The 14,660-nt window shown below is 69.7% G+C and carries 15 protein-coding genes, 1 tRNA gene and 3 pseudogenes; 5 read left to right on the top strand and 14 right to left on the bottom strand.

Annotated elements, in window-relative coordinates; translation table 11 throughout:
* Positions 1 to 21: 21 nt before the first annotated feature.
* From ABTX18_RS20710 to ABTX18_RS20725, 4 genes and pseudogenes are all read right to left on the bottom strand, one after another.
* Positions 22 to 174, bottom strand: a pseudogene (locus ABTX18_RS20710) (cold shock domain-containing protein); the annotation flags it as partial.
* Between the two features lie 486 nt (positions 175 to 660).
* A pseudogene (locus ABTX18_RS20715) lies at positions 661 to 798 on the bottom strand (MFS transporter); the annotation flags it as partial.
* Positions 795 to 1,262: an ArsI/CadI family heavy metal resistance metalloenzyme gene (locus ABTX18_RS20720; RefSeq protein WP_352124168.1), complete on the bottom strand. Its 468-nt coding sequence runs from the start codon at positions 1,260 to 1,262 to the stop codon at positions 795 to 797. The pseudogene ABTX18_RS20715 and the gene ABTX18_RS20720, both read right to left, overlap by 4 nt.
* A 60-nt stretch (positions 1,263 to 1,322) precedes the next feature.
* On the bottom strand, positions 1,323 to 2,723 hold the full coding sequence (locus ABTX18_RS20725; protein WP_352124169.1) for an FAD-dependent oxidoreductase: 1,401 nt from the start codon (positions 2,721 to 2,723) through the stop codon (positions 1,323 to 1,325).
* A 104-nt stretch (positions 2,724 to 2,827) separates the two neighbouring features.
* Here ABTX18_RS20725 and ABTX18_RS20730 point away from each other — a divergent pair, with 104 nt between their 5' ends.
* Positions 2,828 to 3,193 (top strand): ArsR/SmtB family transcription factor, encoded by a 366-nt coding sequence (locus ABTX18_RS20730; protein ID WP_352124170.1) that lies wholly within the window; start codon positions 2,828 to 2,830, stop codon positions 3,191 to 3,193.
* Positions 3,194 to 3,340: 147 nt separating this feature from the next.
* Here ABTX18_RS20730 and ABTX18_RS20735 read toward each other — a convergent pair.
* The 3 genes and pseudogenes from ABTX18_RS20735 to ABTX18_RS20745 all read right to left on the bottom strand — a co-directional run.
* Positions 3,341 to 3,415: pseudogene (locus ABTX18_RS20735) on the bottom strand (transcriptional regulator); the annotation flags it as partial.
* An 18-nt stretch (positions 3,416 to 3,433) separates the two neighbouring features.
* Positions 3,434 to 4,564 (bottom strand): ACR3 family arsenite efflux transporter, encoded by a 1,131-nt coding sequence (gene arsB, locus ABTX18_RS20740; RefSeq protein ID WP_352124171.1) that lies wholly within the window; start codon positions 4,562 to 4,564, stop codon positions 3,434 to 3,436.
* Complete coding sequence (locus tag ABTX18_RS20745; protein WP_352124172.1) at positions 4,561 to 4,869, bottom strand: ArsR/SmtB family transcription factor; 309 nt, start codon at positions 4,867 to 4,869, stop codon at positions 4,561 to 4,563. The genes arsB and ABTX18_RS20745 overlap by 4 nt, the downstream gene beginning before the upstream one ends.
* Before the next feature lie 95 nt (positions 4,870 to 4,964).
* Between ABTX18_RS20745 and ABTX18_RS20750 the strand changes: the two genes are divergently transcribed.
* The gene (locus tag ABTX18_RS20750) at positions 4,965 to 5,387 is read left to right on the top strand and encodes an arsenate reductase ArsC (protein WP_352124173.1); all 423 of its coding nucleotides are present in this window, start codon (positions 4,965 to 4,967) and stop codon (positions 5,385 to 5,387) included.
* 252 nt (positions 5,388 to 5,639) lie between these two features.
* On the opposite strand, the gene ABTX18_RS20755 is transcribed toward ABTX18_RS20750, so the two are convergent.
* From ABTX18_RS20755 to ABTX18_RS20770, 4 genes are all read right to left on the bottom strand, one after another.
* Positions 5,640 to 6,017: an RDD family protein gene (locus ABTX18_RS20755; RefSeq protein WP_352124174.1), complete on the bottom strand. Its 378-nt coding sequence runs from the start codon at positions 6,015 to 6,017 to the stop codon at positions 5,640 to 5,642.
* 324 nt (positions 6,018 to 6,341) lie between these two features.
* Positions 6,342 to 6,414 (bottom strand) — tRNA-Arg (locus ABTX18_RS20760).
* Positions 6,415 to 6,738: 324 nt separating this feature from the next.
* Positions 6,739 to 7,362: a glyoxalase gene (locus ABTX18_RS20765; RefSeq protein WP_352124175.1), complete on the bottom strand. Its 624-nt coding sequence runs from the start codon at positions 7,360 to 7,362 to the stop codon at positions 6,739 to 6,741.
* Between the two features lie 88 nt (positions 7,363 to 7,450).
* Positions 7,451 to 8,728 carry a M6 family metalloprotease domain-containing protein gene (locus ABTX18_RS20770; protein ID WP_352124176.1) on the bottom strand — a complete coding sequence of 426 codons (1,278 nt, stop codon included), beginning with the start codon at positions 8,726 to 8,728 and terminating at the stop codon, positions 7,451 to 7,453.
* A 271-nt stretch (positions 8,729 to 8,999) separates the two neighbouring features.
* Here ABTX18_RS20770 and ABTX18_RS20775 point away from each other — a divergent pair, with 271 nt between their 5' ends.
* Both ABTX18_RS20775 and ABTX18_RS20780 read left to right on the top strand, forming a co-directional pair.
* Positions 9,000 to 9,662, top strand: a complete 663-nt coding sequence (locus tag ABTX18_RS20775) for a TetR/AcrR family transcriptional regulator (protein WP_352124177.1) — start codon at positions 9,000 to 9,002, stop codon at positions 9,660 to 9,662.
* A 199-nt stretch (positions 9,663 to 9,861) separates the two neighbouring features.
* Positions 9,862 to 11,394: an MFS transporter gene (locus ABTX18_RS20780; RefSeq protein ID WP_352124178.1), complete on the top strand. Its 1,533-nt coding sequence runs from the start codon at positions 9,862 to 9,864 to the stop codon at positions 11,392 to 11,394.
* A 109-nt stretch (positions 11,395 to 11,503) separates the two neighbouring features.
* Here the strand turns inward: ABTX18_RS20780 and ABTX18_RS20785 are convergent, their stop codons facing one another.
* Positions 11,504 to 12,016, bottom strand: a complete 513-nt coding sequence (locus ABTX18_RS20785; RefSeq protein ID WP_352124179.1) for a MarR family winged helix-turn-helix transcriptional regulator — start codon at positions 12,014 to 12,016, stop codon at positions 11,504 to 11,506.
* Between the two features lie 134 nt (positions 12,017 to 12,150).
* Between ABTX18_RS20785 and ABTX18_RS20790 the strand changes: the two genes are divergently transcribed.
* Positions 12,151 to 12,933, top strand: coding sequence for a dioxygenase family protein (locus tag ABTX18_RS20790; RefSeq protein WP_352124180.1), 783 nt, complete (start codon positions 12,151 to 12,153; stop codon positions 12,931 to 12,933).
* 16 nt (positions 12,934 to 12,949) lie between these two features.
* Here the strand turns inward: ABTX18_RS20790 and ABTX18_RS20795 are convergent, their stop codons facing one another.
* Together ABTX18_RS20795 and ABTX18_RS20800 are read right to left on the bottom strand one after the other, a co-directional pair.
* On the bottom strand, positions 12,950 to 13,990 hold the full coding sequence (locus ABTX18_RS20795) for a questin oxidase family protein (RefSeq protein ID WP_352124181.1): 1,041 nt from the start codon (positions 13,988 to 13,990) through the stop codon (positions 12,950 to 12,952).
* Positions 13,991 to 14,061: 71 nt separating this feature from the next.
* Positions 14,062 to 14,616: a GNAT family N-acetyltransferase gene (locus ABTX18_RS20800; protein WP_352124182.1), complete on the bottom strand. Its 555-nt coding sequence runs from the start codon at positions 14,614 to 14,616 to the stop codon at positions 14,062 to 14,064.
* Positions 14,617 to 14,660: the final 44 nt, after the last annotated feature.

A 14,660-nucleotide genomic window follows, 5' to 3' on the forward strand; every position in this document is an offset into this window, starting at 1 on the left:
CCGTTGATGCCAGAAGAGCGGTCAGGCGGGCCGAGGCGTGATGCTCACGGCGCGGTAGTCGTACCCGTCCTGCTTGAAGCCGGGGGCCTCCCACGTGAGGTCCACCCGCTGTCCGGGCGACAGTGTGCGGAAGCCTGTCAGCTGAATCTCGGCGTAGTGGCCGAAGCAGCCGCCATACACGCTCGTCCACCACCGTTGGTGTCAACCGCTGATGTCCTCCAACGGCTGTCAAGTGCTCCTGGTGTCCGCTCCTCGCCGGGCGAACACGCGCCGAATGCCGCGCATGGCAAGGATCCATACCGTCCGGAAGGCCATGAACACCGTAGTGAGGGCGAGTGCACGGGAAGTCACATCAATGATCGTCGTCCAGGGATCGGGCAGATCAAGAAGGACTGAGAGCTCTCCGAGCGCTGTAGCCAGCCCGAACATGAACGGCAGCCATTCCCAGTGAGTCCTTGAACCCTGTCTGACAGCTGTCTGCCGCCCGCGTCGCCTCCGACGAGTCACCAAGCTGAGGACGACGCTCAGGGCGATCAACGAAGCGGGCACCCATAGGTCGGACCACCGCACCGTGAGCTGCACGGCTCCTCCCCCTTACTGCTACGAGCCTGCCGAATGAGCGGTGAGCCTATCGCGCGTTCGGCGGCGGCCTCAGAATCCAGGGTCCAGGACGGGGAAGGCGTAGGAGGCGATTCCCCAGCTGGTGATTTGTGTGACGCATAGGGCGGGGAGCACGGCGCGGGGCCGCGACCGGTCCCCTGTTCCGGTCGCGGCCCCGCGGGCATCGAGGTTGGTCACGGGCAGCAGTCACCGGCCCCGGTCGGCGCGGGCGGGCCTGCTTCGGTGACGGTTGGGTCCGTGCAGCAGGTGCCGTTCTTCTGCTTGGTCATGGAGTCGGCGTCGGCCTTGACGACGTACACCTCCCACGGTTCCTGGCCGGGACCGTGGACCCAGACCTTGTCCTGGAGGGCGTAGCAGCAGGTGGTGCCGTTCTCGACGTCGGTCGCCAGCCCTTGGTCCTGAAGGCGGGTGGTGGCGGCGCGGACGGCTTCGGTGGTCTCGACTTCGACGCCGAGGTGGTCCATGCGGGTGTCGGCGTCCGGTGCGCCCTGGACGAGGACGAGTTTGAGTGGCGGTTCGGCGATGGCGAAGTTGGCGTACCCGTCGCGCAGTTTCGCCGGTTCGGTGGCGAAGAGCTTGCTGTAGAAGGCGATTGAGGCTTGGAGGTCGGGGACGCGCAGGGCGAGCTGTACTCGTGACATGACGTTCCTCCTGACTCGGTACGGACGCGCCCTGGCCGGCGTTGACCGGGGCGCGGTGGTTCAGGACCCGCAGCACCCGCCGGACGTGGTGTCCTCGGCGACCGCTACCGGCAAGGAGATACCGGTGCCGATCTGTACGAGGACGGGGGCAGCCGGAGCGCAGCAGCCGCCTTCGTCGCTCTGCCCGGCGGTGAGTTCGTCGAAGAGTCCGGCGCCGCCGCACACGCCGGTCTCGGGGAGGGTGAGTTCGACGCGGTCGGCGGCCTCGGTGTCGCCCGCGAGGGCCGCGGTGACGGAGCGGACCTGTTCGTAGCCGGTCATGGCCAGGAAGGTGGGGGCGCGGCCGTAGGACTTCATGCCGACCAGATAGACCCCCTGCTCGGGGTGGGACAGTTCGCGGTGGCCGTGCGGGTAGACCGTGCCGCAGGAGTGCTGGTTCGGGTCGATGAGCGGGGCGAGGTCCACCGGTGCCTGGAGGCGTTCGTCGAGGGTGAGGCGGAGCTCGGAGAGGAAGGACAGGTCGGGGCGCAGGCCCGTCAGGACGATGACTTCGTCCACCGGGTCGAGGCGCCGGCCGTCCTCACCGGCCAGGACCAGCCGGCCGTCGGCGGCGGGCTCGACGGCCTCGGTGCGGAAGCCGGTGACGGCGTCGGCGTATCCGTCGTCGACGGCGGCCTTCGCGGCCAGGCCCAGGGCGCCGCGTGCGGGGAGCTGGTCGGCGGAGCCGCCGCCGAAGGTGGAGCCGCTGATGCCGCGGCGCAGGATCCACACGGAGTGGGTGCCGGGTTCGTCCTTCGCGAGGCCGGCGAGAGCGGCAAGGGCGGTGAACGCGGAGGCCCCGGAGCCGATGACGGCGGTGCGCCTGCCTGCGTACCGGGCGCGGACCGCCGGGTCCGTGAGGTCGGGGACGCGGTAGGAGATCCGGGCGGAGGCGGCGTGTTCGCCCAGGGCGGGGAGGCCGTCGGCGCCGATCGGGGCGGGTGTGGACCAGGTGCCGGACGCGTCGATCACGGCCCGGCCCAGGATCCGCTCCTCGGAGCCGTCAGCGCGCGTGACGCGAAGGGTGAAGGGCTGCTGCTCGCGGTCCGCGTCGACGATCCGGTCGCGGCCGAGGCGGGAGACGCCGGTGACGGTGGCGCCGTAGCGGACCCGGTCGCCCAGGAGGTCGGCGAAGGGCTGGAGGTACTGCTCGGCCCAGTCCCCGCCGGTGGGATACGTGTCCGCGGCGGGCTTGACCCAGCCGGTCGGCGCCAGGAGCTTCTCGGCGACCGGGTCGACGAGCTCGCTCCAGGTCGAGAACAGCCGCACGTGCGACCAGCCCCGCACCGCGGTGGCGGCGGTCGGACCGGCCTCCAGGACCAGCGGTTCGATGCCGCGCTCGACAAGGTGGGCGGCCGCCGCCAGCCCGGCGGGACCGGCGCCGACGACGACAACAGGAAGCTCTGCAGTGGTGGTGGTCATGGCGGTGATGTCCTCCGGGATGGTCGACCGTTCCCGGTCGCTGTTTCGATTGCTGTCTATGTCCGAAGATTGCCACCGGCATTGATGAGTGTCAACATAGACGCATGTCGAATTCAAAGGTTGTGGAGCTGCCGGTCCTGGGCCCGGATGCCGTGGTGCCGTGCTGCCCGCCGATCACCGCGGGAGAGCTGTCACAGGAGGACGCGGAGAAGATGGCCGCCATGTTCAAGGCGCTGTCCGACCCGGTGCGGCTGCGCCTGTTCTCCAAGGTCGCCTCGCATGCGGGGGGCGAGGCGTGCGTGTGCGACATCTCCGACGTCGGTGTCTCCCAGCCGACGGTGTCCCACCACCTGAAGAAGCTGCGCGAGGCCGGCCTGCTGACTTCGGAACGGCGCGGGACCTGGGTGTACTACAAGGTCGCCCCGCCCGTCGTGGCGGCCATGTCCGCCATGCTCGACCTGCGCACCTGACCTCCGGTTCGCGCCCGCCGGCCAGCTGGTGCAGTCGGGCGGGCAGCGGGCCAGGTATGCCCGGAGTGCGGAGGCGCGCTGGTTCATCGTGGCGCCGTCGGCCCCGTAGTCGACCTGTTTGCCTTCCTCGCGGGAGATCACCAGGCCGCCGCGGCGCAGCAGGCGCAGGTGCTCCGAGGCGGTCGACGGCTTCAGTGCGCAGCGGTCGGCGATCTCGCCCACCGACAGCTCGATCCCGCCTCAGGTGTCCTTTTCCGTGGTGGCGGGGGTGGCGAGGACTGAGGGGGTGAACTTCTCGCGCCAGGCGAGTGCGACGTACACCAGGCCGATCAGGACGGGGACCTCGATGAGCGGGCCGACGACACCGGAGAGTGCCTGGCCGGAGGTCACTCCGAAGGTGGCGATGGCGACGGCGATGGCCAGCTCGAAGTTGTTGCCCGCGGCGGTGAACGCGAGCGTGGTGGTGCGGTCGTACGCGAGGCCGAGGCCCTTGCCCAGCAGGAAGGTCCCGAAGAACATGATCGCGAAGTAGACCAGGAGCGGGAGCGCGATCCGTACGACGTCGAGCGGCTGGGAGGTGATGGTCTTCCCCTGGAGTGCGAAGAGGATGACGATCGTGAACAGCAGTCCGTACAGCGCCCACGGGCCGATCTTCGGCAGGAACTTCTGCTCGTACGTGTCGCGGCCCATCCTCTGCTCGCCGATGCGGCGGGTGAGGAAGCCGGCCAGCAGCGGGATGCCGAGGAAGATGATGACGTTCAGCGCGATGTGCCAGACGGACACGTCCAGGCCCTGGCCGTCGCCGAGGTTCATCCAGCGCGGCAGCAGGTCGAGGTAGAACCAGCCCAGCAGGCCGAACGCGAAGACCTGGAACACCGAGTTCAGGGCGACGAGGACGGCCGCGGCTTCGCGGTCGCCGCAGGCGAGGTCGTTCCAGATGATGACCATGGCGATGCAGCGGGCCAGGCCGACGATGATCAGGCCCGTGCGGTACTCGGGCAGGTCCGGCAGGAGGATCCACGCCAGGGCGAACATGACCGCGGGGCCGACGAGCCAGTTGATGACCAGCGAGGACACCATTAGTTTCCGGTCGCCGGTGACCGTGTCGAGCTTGTCGTAGCGGACCTTGGCCAGCACCGGATACATCATGACCAACAGGCCGAGCGCGATCGGCAGCGAGACCCCGCCGACCTCGATCTTCGCGAGCGCGTCATTCATCCCCGGGATCAGGCGGCCCAGGCCGAGCCCGACGGCCATGGCGAGCAGGATCCACACCGCGAGATAGCGGTCGAGGGTGGAGAGCTTCTTGACGATCGAGTCGTCCCCGCCGCCGACCCGAGCGGGAGAGGTGGTGGGCTCGGTGGAGGTCACGGGCAGGCCCTCTTGTTCCCGGCAGCGGTACGGGCGGAGTCGGCCAGTGCGGCGAACTGCTCGGAGAGGCCGGCCAGGACCTCGGGCTTGAGCTTGTAGTAGGTGAAGCGGCCGCAGGGCTCGGTCTCCACCACTCCGGCCTCGCGCAGGACCTTCATGTGGTTGGAGAGGTTGGTCTGCTTCGCGCCGGTCTCCTCGACCAGGTGCGTCGTACAGAGCGTCTCGCGCGCCAGCAGGGTCACGATCTGGAGGCGGAGCGGATCGCCCAGCACCCGGATCAGATCAGGATCGACTGAAGTCAGCATGCGCTGATACTTTCACGTCATCACCCGCTGACATCAGCGGGGGCTGAAGTCATTGGCGGGTGAGTTCCGCCGTGCGACGAGAGAGAACGATCATCATGGCCGACTCTTCCGGCAAGCCGTCCGTCCTGTTCGTCTGTGTCCACAATGCGGGCCGCTCCCAGATGGCGGCTGCCTGGCTGACCCATCTGGCAGGGGACCGCGTCGAGGTCCGCTCCGCCGGCTCGAGTCCGGGTGCCTCCGTCAACCCCGCCGCTGTCGAGGCGATGGCCGAGGTCGGCATCGACATCTCCGCCGAGACCCCGAAGATCCTCACTGCCGACGCGGTCCGCGAGTCCGACGTGTGCATCAGGATGGGCTGCGGCGACACCTGCCCCGTCTTCCCCGGCAAGCGCTACCTCGACTGGAAGCTCGACGACCCGGCCGGCCAGGGCGTGGAAGCCGTCCGCCCCATCCGCGACGAGATCAAGACCCTGATCGAGGGCCTGATCAAGGAGATCGTGCCGGAGGCCACGGCGTGAGCGAGATACGTGACGTCGTCATCATCGAGCCCGGCCCCGCCGGCCACACCGCCGCCCTCTAGACCGCCCGCGCCCAGCTACGGCCCGGTGCCTGAAGGCGAGTCGAAGTCCGCGAGCAGTTCCGTGGCGGAGCCGGGCAGACCGGTCACCTTACGGTCGATCAGCTCGCGGCCGGCGCCAAACACACCTGGCCGTGATTGATTGCGGCCGGCCCGGGTTGCGGCTCGATATGCCCCCGTCATGGCTGCCCCGTCACCGACCCCGCATGACCACCCTGCTACCGACGAGCCGGTCGTGCAGGCTCTGCTTCTTCTCGCTGAGGGTGGTCGCCGTCGCGTTGGCGACCACGAACACCGGGACCGCGACCATCACGAGGTTGCTCAGGTGGCGTACCAGTGCGGCGCCGTAGGAGAGCCGTCCGCCGTCGGCGTCTCGAACGACCTCCATGCCGAGGAGCCGCTTGCCCACCGCGCCGCCCCACCGCGACACGCTCAGTGGCGAGTACAGCAGCAGGAAGGCGAGCGACCACGCCGCGGCCGAGGGCAACCAGACGTCATCCACCGAGGCCGCCACGAGGATCCGGTCGAGGGCGATCAGCGGGCCCCCATTCGCCGTCCATCCCGCAGCCATAGCCGCGGCGCATCGCGATGTCGGGGTGCTCCTCCAGCCCGAGGCCGTCGCCGGCGTTGAGCACGATGGTGCCGCTCGGACCGGACTCCACCAGGGGGAGCGCGCGACGAGCGGAGCGAGGAGTCATGCCGGGGCAGAGGAACTTGTAACAGCCCGCTGCTCCGCAGGTCCGGTATTGGTGCTTCGAGGTGCGTTGGGGCGGCTGGTCATTGACGGCCGCTCGCGGGGCGACGCGGCGGTGTCGGGGATGTGCCCGGTATGGGCGTGGTCATGCGGAAGGGCCAGTTCGAGAGGGTCAAGCCTCCGAACTGGCCCTTGGTGCTGTGCCCCCGGCAGGATTCGAACCTGCGACACCCGCTTTAGGAGAGCGGTGCTCTATCCCCTGAGCTACGAAGGCGGGGTCTGCAGGTGATCCTGCTGAAAGCCCCGGGGAACGGGATCCTCAGCCGGTACCGCAAACCTCCTGGTCAGCGGCTCTACCGGTAGCGCTTGGGCGGAATCCTCGCGGACACTTCCCGGGCGTGCGACCTGGTAGCGGGCTGACCGCTGACAGCCTAGCGGATCGTGCTCCGCGGGCGCGCCCCTGTATGGGTCGGCCCTCGGTGCCGGTACGGATGGCCGGATGGCCTGCGGAAACGAGGGCTGGGCGGCGGAGTGCCCTGCGGCGCGATGCGGCGCGACAGGGGCGTCCCCCCGCGGCCGTTCTCCTGAACCGGGCGGATCAAGGCGCGGGCGTCAGCGACGCGGCCTCCCAGGCGAATCCGTCCGGGTCGGTGAAGGCGGCGGTGCCGCCCACGAGCGCGAGGCGGTGCGAGCCGGTGCCGTCGATGGGGACGCCGACGTCCTTGGCGAGGGCACGGCGTCCGTACAGGGCCAGCTTGACGGGGCTGCCCTGGGTGTCGAACTCGACGTACTTGCTGCCGAAGCTCTTGCCCACGGTGAGGCCGTGCTCGACGTAGAAGCGCTTGCTCGCGGTCACGCTCGCGGTGCCCAGGAGGAGTACCAACTGGTCGATCTGCCCGGTGGCCGGGGCGGTGTCCTTCTTCGTGGAGGTGGCGATCTTCCAGATCGTTCCGTCCGGGGCCTGGACGACGCCGCCGTAGCCCCAGAAGGACTTCGCGGCGGGCTTCAGCGCGGTCGCGCCGGCGGCGAGGGCGGCGTCGACGAAGCCGCGGACATCGGCGGGCTGGGAGACCGTGAGCGACAGCGAGAATCCACGGAATCCCGTGGTGGGCGCGTCCGAGGCCCGCAGGCGTACGCGATCGTCCAGGCCGAACGCGGTGTAGAAGCGGTGGGCGGCGGTGGTGTCGGCCACTTCGAGGGTGAGGGCTTCGATGGAGGTCATGTGCTTCACGCTAGGTGCGGCGGGCCGCGGGTGCTTCTCGATTCCTGACCGTTCCCGACCGTCCGCCTCCGGTATGCCGGAGGCGGCGTCAGAGGCGAGTGATGCGTACCTGGTAGTTCCCCTGGGAGTCCTTGTCGAGTACCGCGATGCGGATCCCGTTGGCCCGGTCGGTGAAGGACTGGCCGGGCTGGAACGGGGCGTCGGAGAGTTCGGCGTGCACGTTGGGCAGCCGGGTGCAGCCGCTGCTGTCCTTCGTGCTGTCCGTGACGGACACGGGCCCCTGGCCGGTGTCGACATCCGTGCTCACCTTGTAGATCAGCACGCCCGGCCGGCACACCTCCTGGTCGTTGCCCGCCTGGGTCCGCACCTCCACCGCATAGCCGGATTCGGCCGTCAGCGGTACGAACGCCAGCTTGGTCCCACCGCGGGTGGCCAGCGGTTCCAGGACGTGGTCGCTGGTGCCGGGCCGGGAGGCGCAGCTGATCTGGCTGTTGTCCAGCCAGCCGAGCTTCCACTTGTGCCAGCCCAGCAGGTCGTTGTTGGCGCCCCAGTCCTCCGACATGATGTCCCAGTGCCCGACCGAGCCCCCGCCCTCCATCGTGTAGAGGTCGGGCAGGCCGAAGACATGGCCGTTCTCGTGCGGGAGGACGCGGTAGCCGGTCTGGGGGTACGAGCCCGAGCCGTCGTCCTGGCGGCTGTAGACGAAGGACGTGTTGGAGAGCGGGACGCCGTCCGCGTAGGGGGCGTCGTCGTTGCCCGAGAAGGTCACGGACAGCACGGTGTCCAGGGCCGAGGGCCCGGCGTTCGGAGTGACCAGGATGTTCACCAGGTCGTAGGCGGTGAAGTCCACCTTCGGGTCGGCGGCGGCGGCGATGTCCTGGACGAGGTGGCGGTAGCCCGGTTCGTACGGTGATCCGCGCTCGATCCCGTACTCCGAGAACGGCAGCGGCATCCGCAGCCAGGTCTTCACCGGGGCTGCGGGGACATAGGTGAGCCGGCCGTAGGAACTGGTGCGGAACCAGTCCGTGGTCTGCGGGAAGAACTCCGCGAGCCGGTCCATGGCCGGTTCCTTCCCCGGCGCGTCGGGGAAGTCGATCATCAGGTTCAACGCGTGGATCTGGCCGGTGGAGCGCGCGTAGCCCGGCTGGGTGGGCAGGCCTTCCGACATCTGGACGCCCATGGTCGCCGATATCCGGCAGGGGGCGACGCCGGCCGACCGGGTGGTGGTCATCGGTCCGGCGGAGGCCCGGCTGGGTACGGGGAGGGTGCTGCTGGCCGAGGCCAGGGCCGCGATGACCAGGGCTGTTGCCGCGCCGAGTGCGACCGGGTGGCGGTGCTTGCGTATCCGGTGGCGGGGCTGCTGCATAGAGGCGCCTTCGGGTCCGCGGCAGTCGGCCGACCCTGACTGCGCTCTGCCGATCAGCCTCGGCCGCGCCGTGCGGAGCCGCGCGTTGGGTGCGCCGATCGGCTGGTTTTTTCTCTGTTCAGACGTTGTGGCACAGGTCACAAGTGGCGGGGAAATAACCGGGGATCCTTTCCCCGTTTGCACCGGTGTCCCCGCTGAAACGGGGAGGCGGTCCCCGGTTACGCGGAGGGGTCGCCGAAGTTACGAACACTGGAAGAGAAGGAGCGCCGCCGTGGACACCGTCACCCGCACCGAAGCCGGAACCGCGCAGCCGCGTACGTCCCGACCGAGGGCCGACGCACTGCGTAACCGGGAGCGGATCGTGACGGCCGCGCGCGAGATGTTCGTCGAGTTCGGCCCAGAGGTGCCGCTCGACGAGGTCGCCCGCCGCGCAGGCGTCGGCAACGCCACCCTCTACCGGAACTTCCCCGACCGGGCCGCACTGACCCGTGAGGTCGTCCTCGCGGTCACCTCCCGCACGACCGACCGCGCCGAAGAGGCTGCGAACGAGGAGCAGGACTCCTTCCTCGCGCTCAGCCGCTTCGTGCACGCGGCGGCCGACGAACGGATCGGGGCCCTGTGCCCCATGCTGTCCGGCGGCTTCGACAAGAACCATCCCGAACTGCTCGCCGAGCTCCAGCGCCTCGAAGAGGCCGTCGAAGGGCTCGTCGAGCGCGCCATGTCCGCGGGGCGCCTGCGTACCGACATCGCCGTCGGTGACGTGCTGGTCGCCCTCTCCCAGCTCACCCGGCCACTGCCAGGCATCGCCTGTCCGAACATCGACCGGTACACCCACCGCCACATCCAGCTGTTCCTGGACGGACTGGAGGCCCCGGCCCGGTCCAGGCTGCCTGGAACGCCGGCGACCTTGGAGGACCTGCGGCGCCGGATCTGACCACGGCGCCGGGTTCCTGAACCGGACGCCCGGCAGCGTGTCCGTCACGCCCCGACCATCCCTTTTTGCCTGATCAGAAACGATTCACCGCCCGACCCTCGCTTCCGCCCCGACCGGCTTTCACCGGGTTCACCGGCCCTCACCGAACGCACGGTTCACGACTTCGCGCGCTCTCGCGCGTCCTTAGGTGGCTACCCCCATGTCAAAAACAGCTGATATCCGACTCCCGGACCCCAGCCGCTGGAAAGCGCTGGCGTTCATCGCCCTCGCGCAGTTGATGGTCGTGCTCGACGCCACCATCGTGAACATCGCGCTGCCGCACGCCCAGACGGACCTCGGCATCACCGACGCCAACAAGCAGTGGGTCATCACGGCCTACGCCCTCGCCTTCGGCGGACTGCTGCTCTTCGGAGGCCGGATCGCCGACCTCTGGGGACGTAAGCGCACCTTCGTCGTCGGCCTGATCGGCTTCGCGCTGGCCTCCGCACTCGGCGGCGCGGCGCAGAACCAGGGCATGCTGTTCGGCTCCCGCGCGCTGCAGGGCGTGTTCGGCGCGCTGCTCGCACCGGCGGCCCTCTCGCTGCTCGCGGTGATGTTCACCGACGCCAAGGAGCGCGCCAAGGCGTTCGGCATCTACGGTGCGATCGCCGGTGGCGGTGGCGCTGTCGGTCTGATCCTCGGCGGCCTCCTCACCCAGACGCTGAACTGGCGCTGGACGTTCTTCGTCAACATCCCGTTCGCGATCGTCGCGGCCCTGGGCGCGTACTTCGTGATCCGCGAGCCGGCCGGCAGCCGCAACCGTTCGTCGCTCGACATCCCCGGCGTCGTGCTTTCAGCGCTGGGTCTGGTCTCGCTGGTGTACGGCTTCACCCGCGCCGAGTCCAGCGGCTGGTCGGACACGCTGACCATCGGTACGTTCGTCGCCTCCGCCGTGCTGCTGCTTGCGTTCGTCCTGACCGAGGCCAAGGTCAAGTCGCCGCTGCTCCCGCTGCGCGTCGTGATGGACCGCAACCGCGGTGGCGTCTACCTCTCGCTGGGTCTGGCCATCATCGCGATGTTCGGCCTGTTCCTGTTCCTCACGTACTACCTCCAGGTCGTCAAGGGCTACTCGCCGATCAAGACGGGCTTCGCCTTCATGCCGATGATCGTCGGCATGATCACCGGGTCGACGCAGATCGGCGCCCGGCTGATGACCCGGGTTCCGGCCCGCCTGCTGATGGCCCCCGGCTTCCTGACCGCCGGCATCGGCATGCTGCTGCTCACGCAGCTGGAGATCGACTCGTCCTACGCGGCGGTCATCCTGCCGGGCCAGCTCCTGCTGGGTCTCGGCATGGGCACGGCGTTCATGCCCGCCATGTCGCTCGCCACGCACGGCATCGAGCCGCGTGACGCGGGTGTCGCCTCCGCGATGGTCAACACCTCGCAGCAGGTCGGCGGTGCGATCGGTACGGCGCTGCTCAACACCATCGCCGCCTCGGCCGCCACGGCGTACGCCACCTCGCACGCCGCGCTCGGCGCCACCGACCCGGAACTGCTCAAGCTCCAGTCGATGGTGCACGGCTTCACCGGCGCCATCTGGTGGGCCGTCGGCATCCTGGTGGTGGCCGCCGCGATCGCGGGGACCTTCATCAACGCCGGCCGTCCCTCGGCCACCACGACGGCCGGAGGCACCGGTTCCGGTGACGCCGAGGGCGTCGAGGACGAGTTCAGGGTGCCGGTCGTCGCGCACTGATCCCGTTCGGGAAACCCGTGACCTCGGTGATGGGTGAGAAGTGAGCGCTGCCCCGGTTCCGTCTCTACGGAACCGGGGCAGCGGCGTGTGCGGGGTGTGCGAGGCGTGGTCAGCGGAGCCAGGGCAGGTCCGCGTCCGTCCCCTCCGGCTGGAGTCCGGCAGCCATGACCTGCATGATCTCGCCGAGTGAGTGCACCTGCTCAGGGGTGAGCCGGTCGAACATCGCCTGGCGTACGGCGCTGACATGGCCGGGGGCCGAGCGGCGGAGCATCTCGTAGCCCTCCTCTGTGAGGACCGCGTTCTGGCCGCGCTTGTCGGACGGGCAGTCCTCGCGGCGCACCCAGCCGCTCTTCTCCAGCCGGGCGACGGCGTGCGAGAGCCGGGAGCGGGTGATCTTGGCGTGCTTGGCCAGTTCCGTCATCCGCAGCTGGTGGCGGGGCGCCTGGGAGAGCTGGACGAGCAGTCCGTAGTACATGTGCGGCATGCCGGCATCGCGCTGCAACTGGCGGTCGAGGTGATCCTCCAGCAGCGTCGTGGCATGCAGATACGCACGCCAGACGCTCTGTTCTTCGTCGGTGAGCCAGCGCGGCCCGCTGGTGGATGCCGTGGTCATGTACTCCACTGTACGACCTTTTCTTGAAAGTTGAACTAGATAGAGCTAAGGTCTCCAGGGATAGGAACTTGAAGTTTAAAGGAAAGTTCCTGTCGAAGTCCCGGTAGAAGACTTACCTTGAGCAGCAGTGGATGGGGAGTGTCATGACAGTCACCGCGGAGCGCATGCCCGCCCTCTATCTCTCCCATGGCGCGCCGCCGCTGGCCGACGACCCCGTCTGGCCCGGCGAACTGGCCGCCTGGTCCGCCGGGCTGCCGCGCCCCACCGCCATCCTCATGGTCTCCGCCCACTGGGAAGAGGCCCCCCTCGCGCTCGGCGCCACGGAGACGGTCCCGCTGGTCTACGACTTCTGGGGCTTCCCCGAGCACTACTACCAGGTCCGGTACGCCGCGCCGGGCGCTCCCGCACTGGCCGAGAGCGTCCGCAAGCTGCTGCGCGGCGCCGGTACGCCGGTCCAGGACATCCCGGACCGGGGCCTCGACCACGGGGCGTACGTACCGCTGGTGGAGATGTTCCCGGAGGCGGACATCCCGGTGCTGCAGATCTCCATGCCGACGCTGGACCCGCAGAAGCTGATGGACATCGGGCGCAAGCTCGCACCGCTGCGCGACGAAGGCGTCCTGATCGTCGGCAGCGGCTTCTTCACGCACAACCTGGCCGCGCTGCGGCACCCGGGCGGCGGCGTGCCCGGCTGGTCCGCGGAGTTCGACGACTGGGGGCACCGCGCGCTCCAGGCACAGGACATCGACGCGCTGCTGGACTTCGAGCACAAGTCCCCGGCCGGCCGCCTCGCCCACCCGCGCACCGAGCACTTCGCCCCCCTCTTCGTCACGCTCGGGGCCGCTGAGCAGGAACTTGGGCAGGGGCGCAGTGTGATCGACGGATTCTGGCTGGGGCTGGCCAAGCGCTCGGTGCAGTTCGGCTGAGGTCTTCGGCAGGTGATCAGAAGACCGGAGGGTTCAGCGCGACCGACTGGAGCGCGGCGGCCAGCGCGGTCGCGTCGCCGACGTCCAGCGCGGTGTCGGTGAACTTGATGGTGTGGTCGTCGCCGTGCGCGGCGGCCTGCGCGAAAACCTCTTCGGGAGAGAGTCCGCCGGGCGCGGCCGCGCGCTCGGCGGGCCGTGCCGGGGAGTACGCGGCGATGACCGCCGCGCTCGCCGCCCAGGCGGCCTCGAGGCTCGGCGCCCACAGCTCGCGGGGGAGCGCGGGCAGGGTGCGCAGCACGGCGTTGGGCGCGGTGGCGGCGTGCACCAGCATGAACGGCTCGCCGTATCCGTACGCCGCATAGCGATGGGTGGCGGCCCTCACCAGTTCCGCCAGCCGGGCGCGGGCGTCGTCGGGGCCGGTCACGGACCGGGCCGGCCACTGAGGGAACGCGGTCAGCTGCCCCAGCCGGTCCCGGATGCCGCCGTTCTGGTCGGGTACGGGCGCCACGGCGTCCAGGGCCGTGGCGGCGTCGGCTGCCGGGCCGAGCGAGGACAGCGGGGGCAGCGGCTGGTGGCGAGCCGCCCAGTAACCGAGCGCGTGGGCCAGTTCGGTCACCCGGGGTGCGGTCTCCGGCCCTTCCAACAGCGTGCGCACGCTGTGGCCGACCCGGATCACCGGGTGCGTGGCGCCGGCCGCGATGCCGGGCAGCAGGCGCGGCCACCACTCCGCCAGGACCCCGCGCCAGGGCCGGCCGGCGGTCTCGCGTGCGAAGTGGACGGTCCAGTCGGCGATGCGCCGGGGATCGCCGAGCGCCTCCCGCCAGTTGTCCGGAGTCACCTCGGCCGCCGTGTCCGGCATGTCCTCCAGCCTGTTCCGGTAGTGGTCCAGCCATCGGTGCACCCCCGGCGCCTGGCCGTGGCGCACCAGCGCCTCGACGGCCATCGGGGCGTGGTTGCTCAGCCATCCGCCGCGCTCGGGGCCGAAGGTGTGGAGCCGTTCCAGTGCTTCGTCGAGCGTGCCGGGGGTGCCGGACGGCGTGTGCGTCGTGAGGTCCATGCGGAATCACGCTAGGTGCCGGGGTGGCACCGGGTAACGGGCTGCGGTCCCGGGTGGGACGGGCGCCGGGACTAGGTCCGCGGTCCCAGTTGTTTCTCGTACCAGGCGACGTCCCAGTACCGGTCGAACTTCCGGCCGACGTCCGTGTACGTGCCGATGTGGCCGAAGCCGAAGCGCTCGTGCAGCCGGACCGAGGACACGTTGGGCTGGGCGATGCCCGCGTACGCGCGGCGCAGGTCCTCACCGGCGAGGGCCTCGAAGAGCGCCGAATAGAGGAGGGTGCCCACGCCCCGGCCCGTGGCGTCCGGGGAGCAATAGACGCTCACCTCGACGGAGGTGGAGTACGCGGCCTTGGGGCGGAAGGCGCTGCTGGTGGCGTAGCCCAGGATCCGGGGGCCGGCCCCGGTCGTTTCGTCGACATTACGGACATCCTGAGCAACCAGAAGCCGGTGCGGGCCGTCTTCGGGGTGGGAGCGCAACCAGGGCAGGCGCTGCTCGGGGGTGAAGGGGACTACGTCAAATGTGAGGGCGGTCTCACGTACGTAATGGTTGTAGATGTCCGTGAGTGCCTGCAGATCGCTTTCCGCGCCTGCTCTGACCTGCACTTCTGTGTCCGGCTGTGTCATGTGCCCTCCCTGGTGGCGCGACAGGGTACTGCATGATCGCGAAA

The organism is Streptomyces sp. NPDC096323, assembly GCF_040302845.1.
GTDB lineage: Bacteria > Actinomycetota > Actinomycetes > Streptomycetales > Streptomycetaceae > Streptomyces.

What these genes read in the sequence shown, in the direction of transcription:
- ABTX18_RS20720 (WP_352124168.1), bottom strand. Translation starts at nt 1,262, where the DNA reads ATGTCACGAGTACAGCTCGCCCTGCGCGTCCCCGACCTCCAAGCCTCA.
- ABTX18_RS20725 (WP_352124169.1), bottom strand. Translation starts at nt 2,723, where the DNA reads ATGACCACCACCACTGCAGAGCTTCCTGTTGTCGTCGTCGGCGCCGGT.
- ABTX18_RS20730 (WP_352124170.1), top strand. Translation starts at nt 2,828, where the DNA reads ATGTCGAATTCAAAGGTTGTGGAGCTGCCGGTCCTGGGCCCGGATGCC.
- ABTX18_RS20745 (WP_352124172.1), bottom strand. Translation starts at nt 4,869, where the DNA reads ATGCTGACTTCAGTCGATCCTGATCTGATCCGGGTGCTGGGCGATCCG.
- ABTX18_RS20750 (WP_352124173.1), top strand. Translation starts at nt 4,965, where the DNA reads ATGGCCGACTCTTCCGGCAAGCCGTCCGTCCTGTTCGTCTGTGTCCAC.
- ABTX18_RS20755 (WP_352124174.1), bottom strand. Translation starts at nt 6,017, where the DNA reads ATGGCTGCGGGATGGACGGCGAATGGGGGCCCGCTGATCGCCCTCGAC.
- ABTX18_RS20765 (WP_352124175.1), bottom strand. Translation starts at nt 7,362, where the DNA reads ATGACCTCCATCGAAGCCCTCACCCTCGAAGTGGCCGACACCACCGCC.
- ABTX18_RS20770 (WP_352124176.1), bottom strand. Translation starts at nt 8,728, where the DNA reads ATGCAGCAGCCCCGCCACCGGATACGCAAGCACCGCCACCCGGTCGCA.
- ABTX18_RS20780 (WP_352124178.1), top strand. Translation starts at nt 9,862, where the DNA reads ATGTCAAAAACAGCTGATATCCGACTCCCGGACCCCAGCCGCTGGAAA.
- ABTX18_RS20790 (WP_352124180.1), top strand. Translation starts at nt 12,151, where the DNA reads ATGACAGTCACCGCGGAGCGCATGCCCGCCCTCTATCTCTCCCATGGC.
- ABTX18_RS20795 (WP_352124181.1), bottom strand. Translation starts at nt 13,990, where the DNA reads ATGGACCTCACGACGCACACGCCGTCCGGCACCCCCGGCACGCTCGAC.
- ABTX18_RS20800 (WP_352124182.1), bottom strand. Translation starts at nt 14,616, where the DNA reads ATGACACAGCCGGACACAGAAGTGCAGGTCAGAGCAGGCGCGGAAAGC.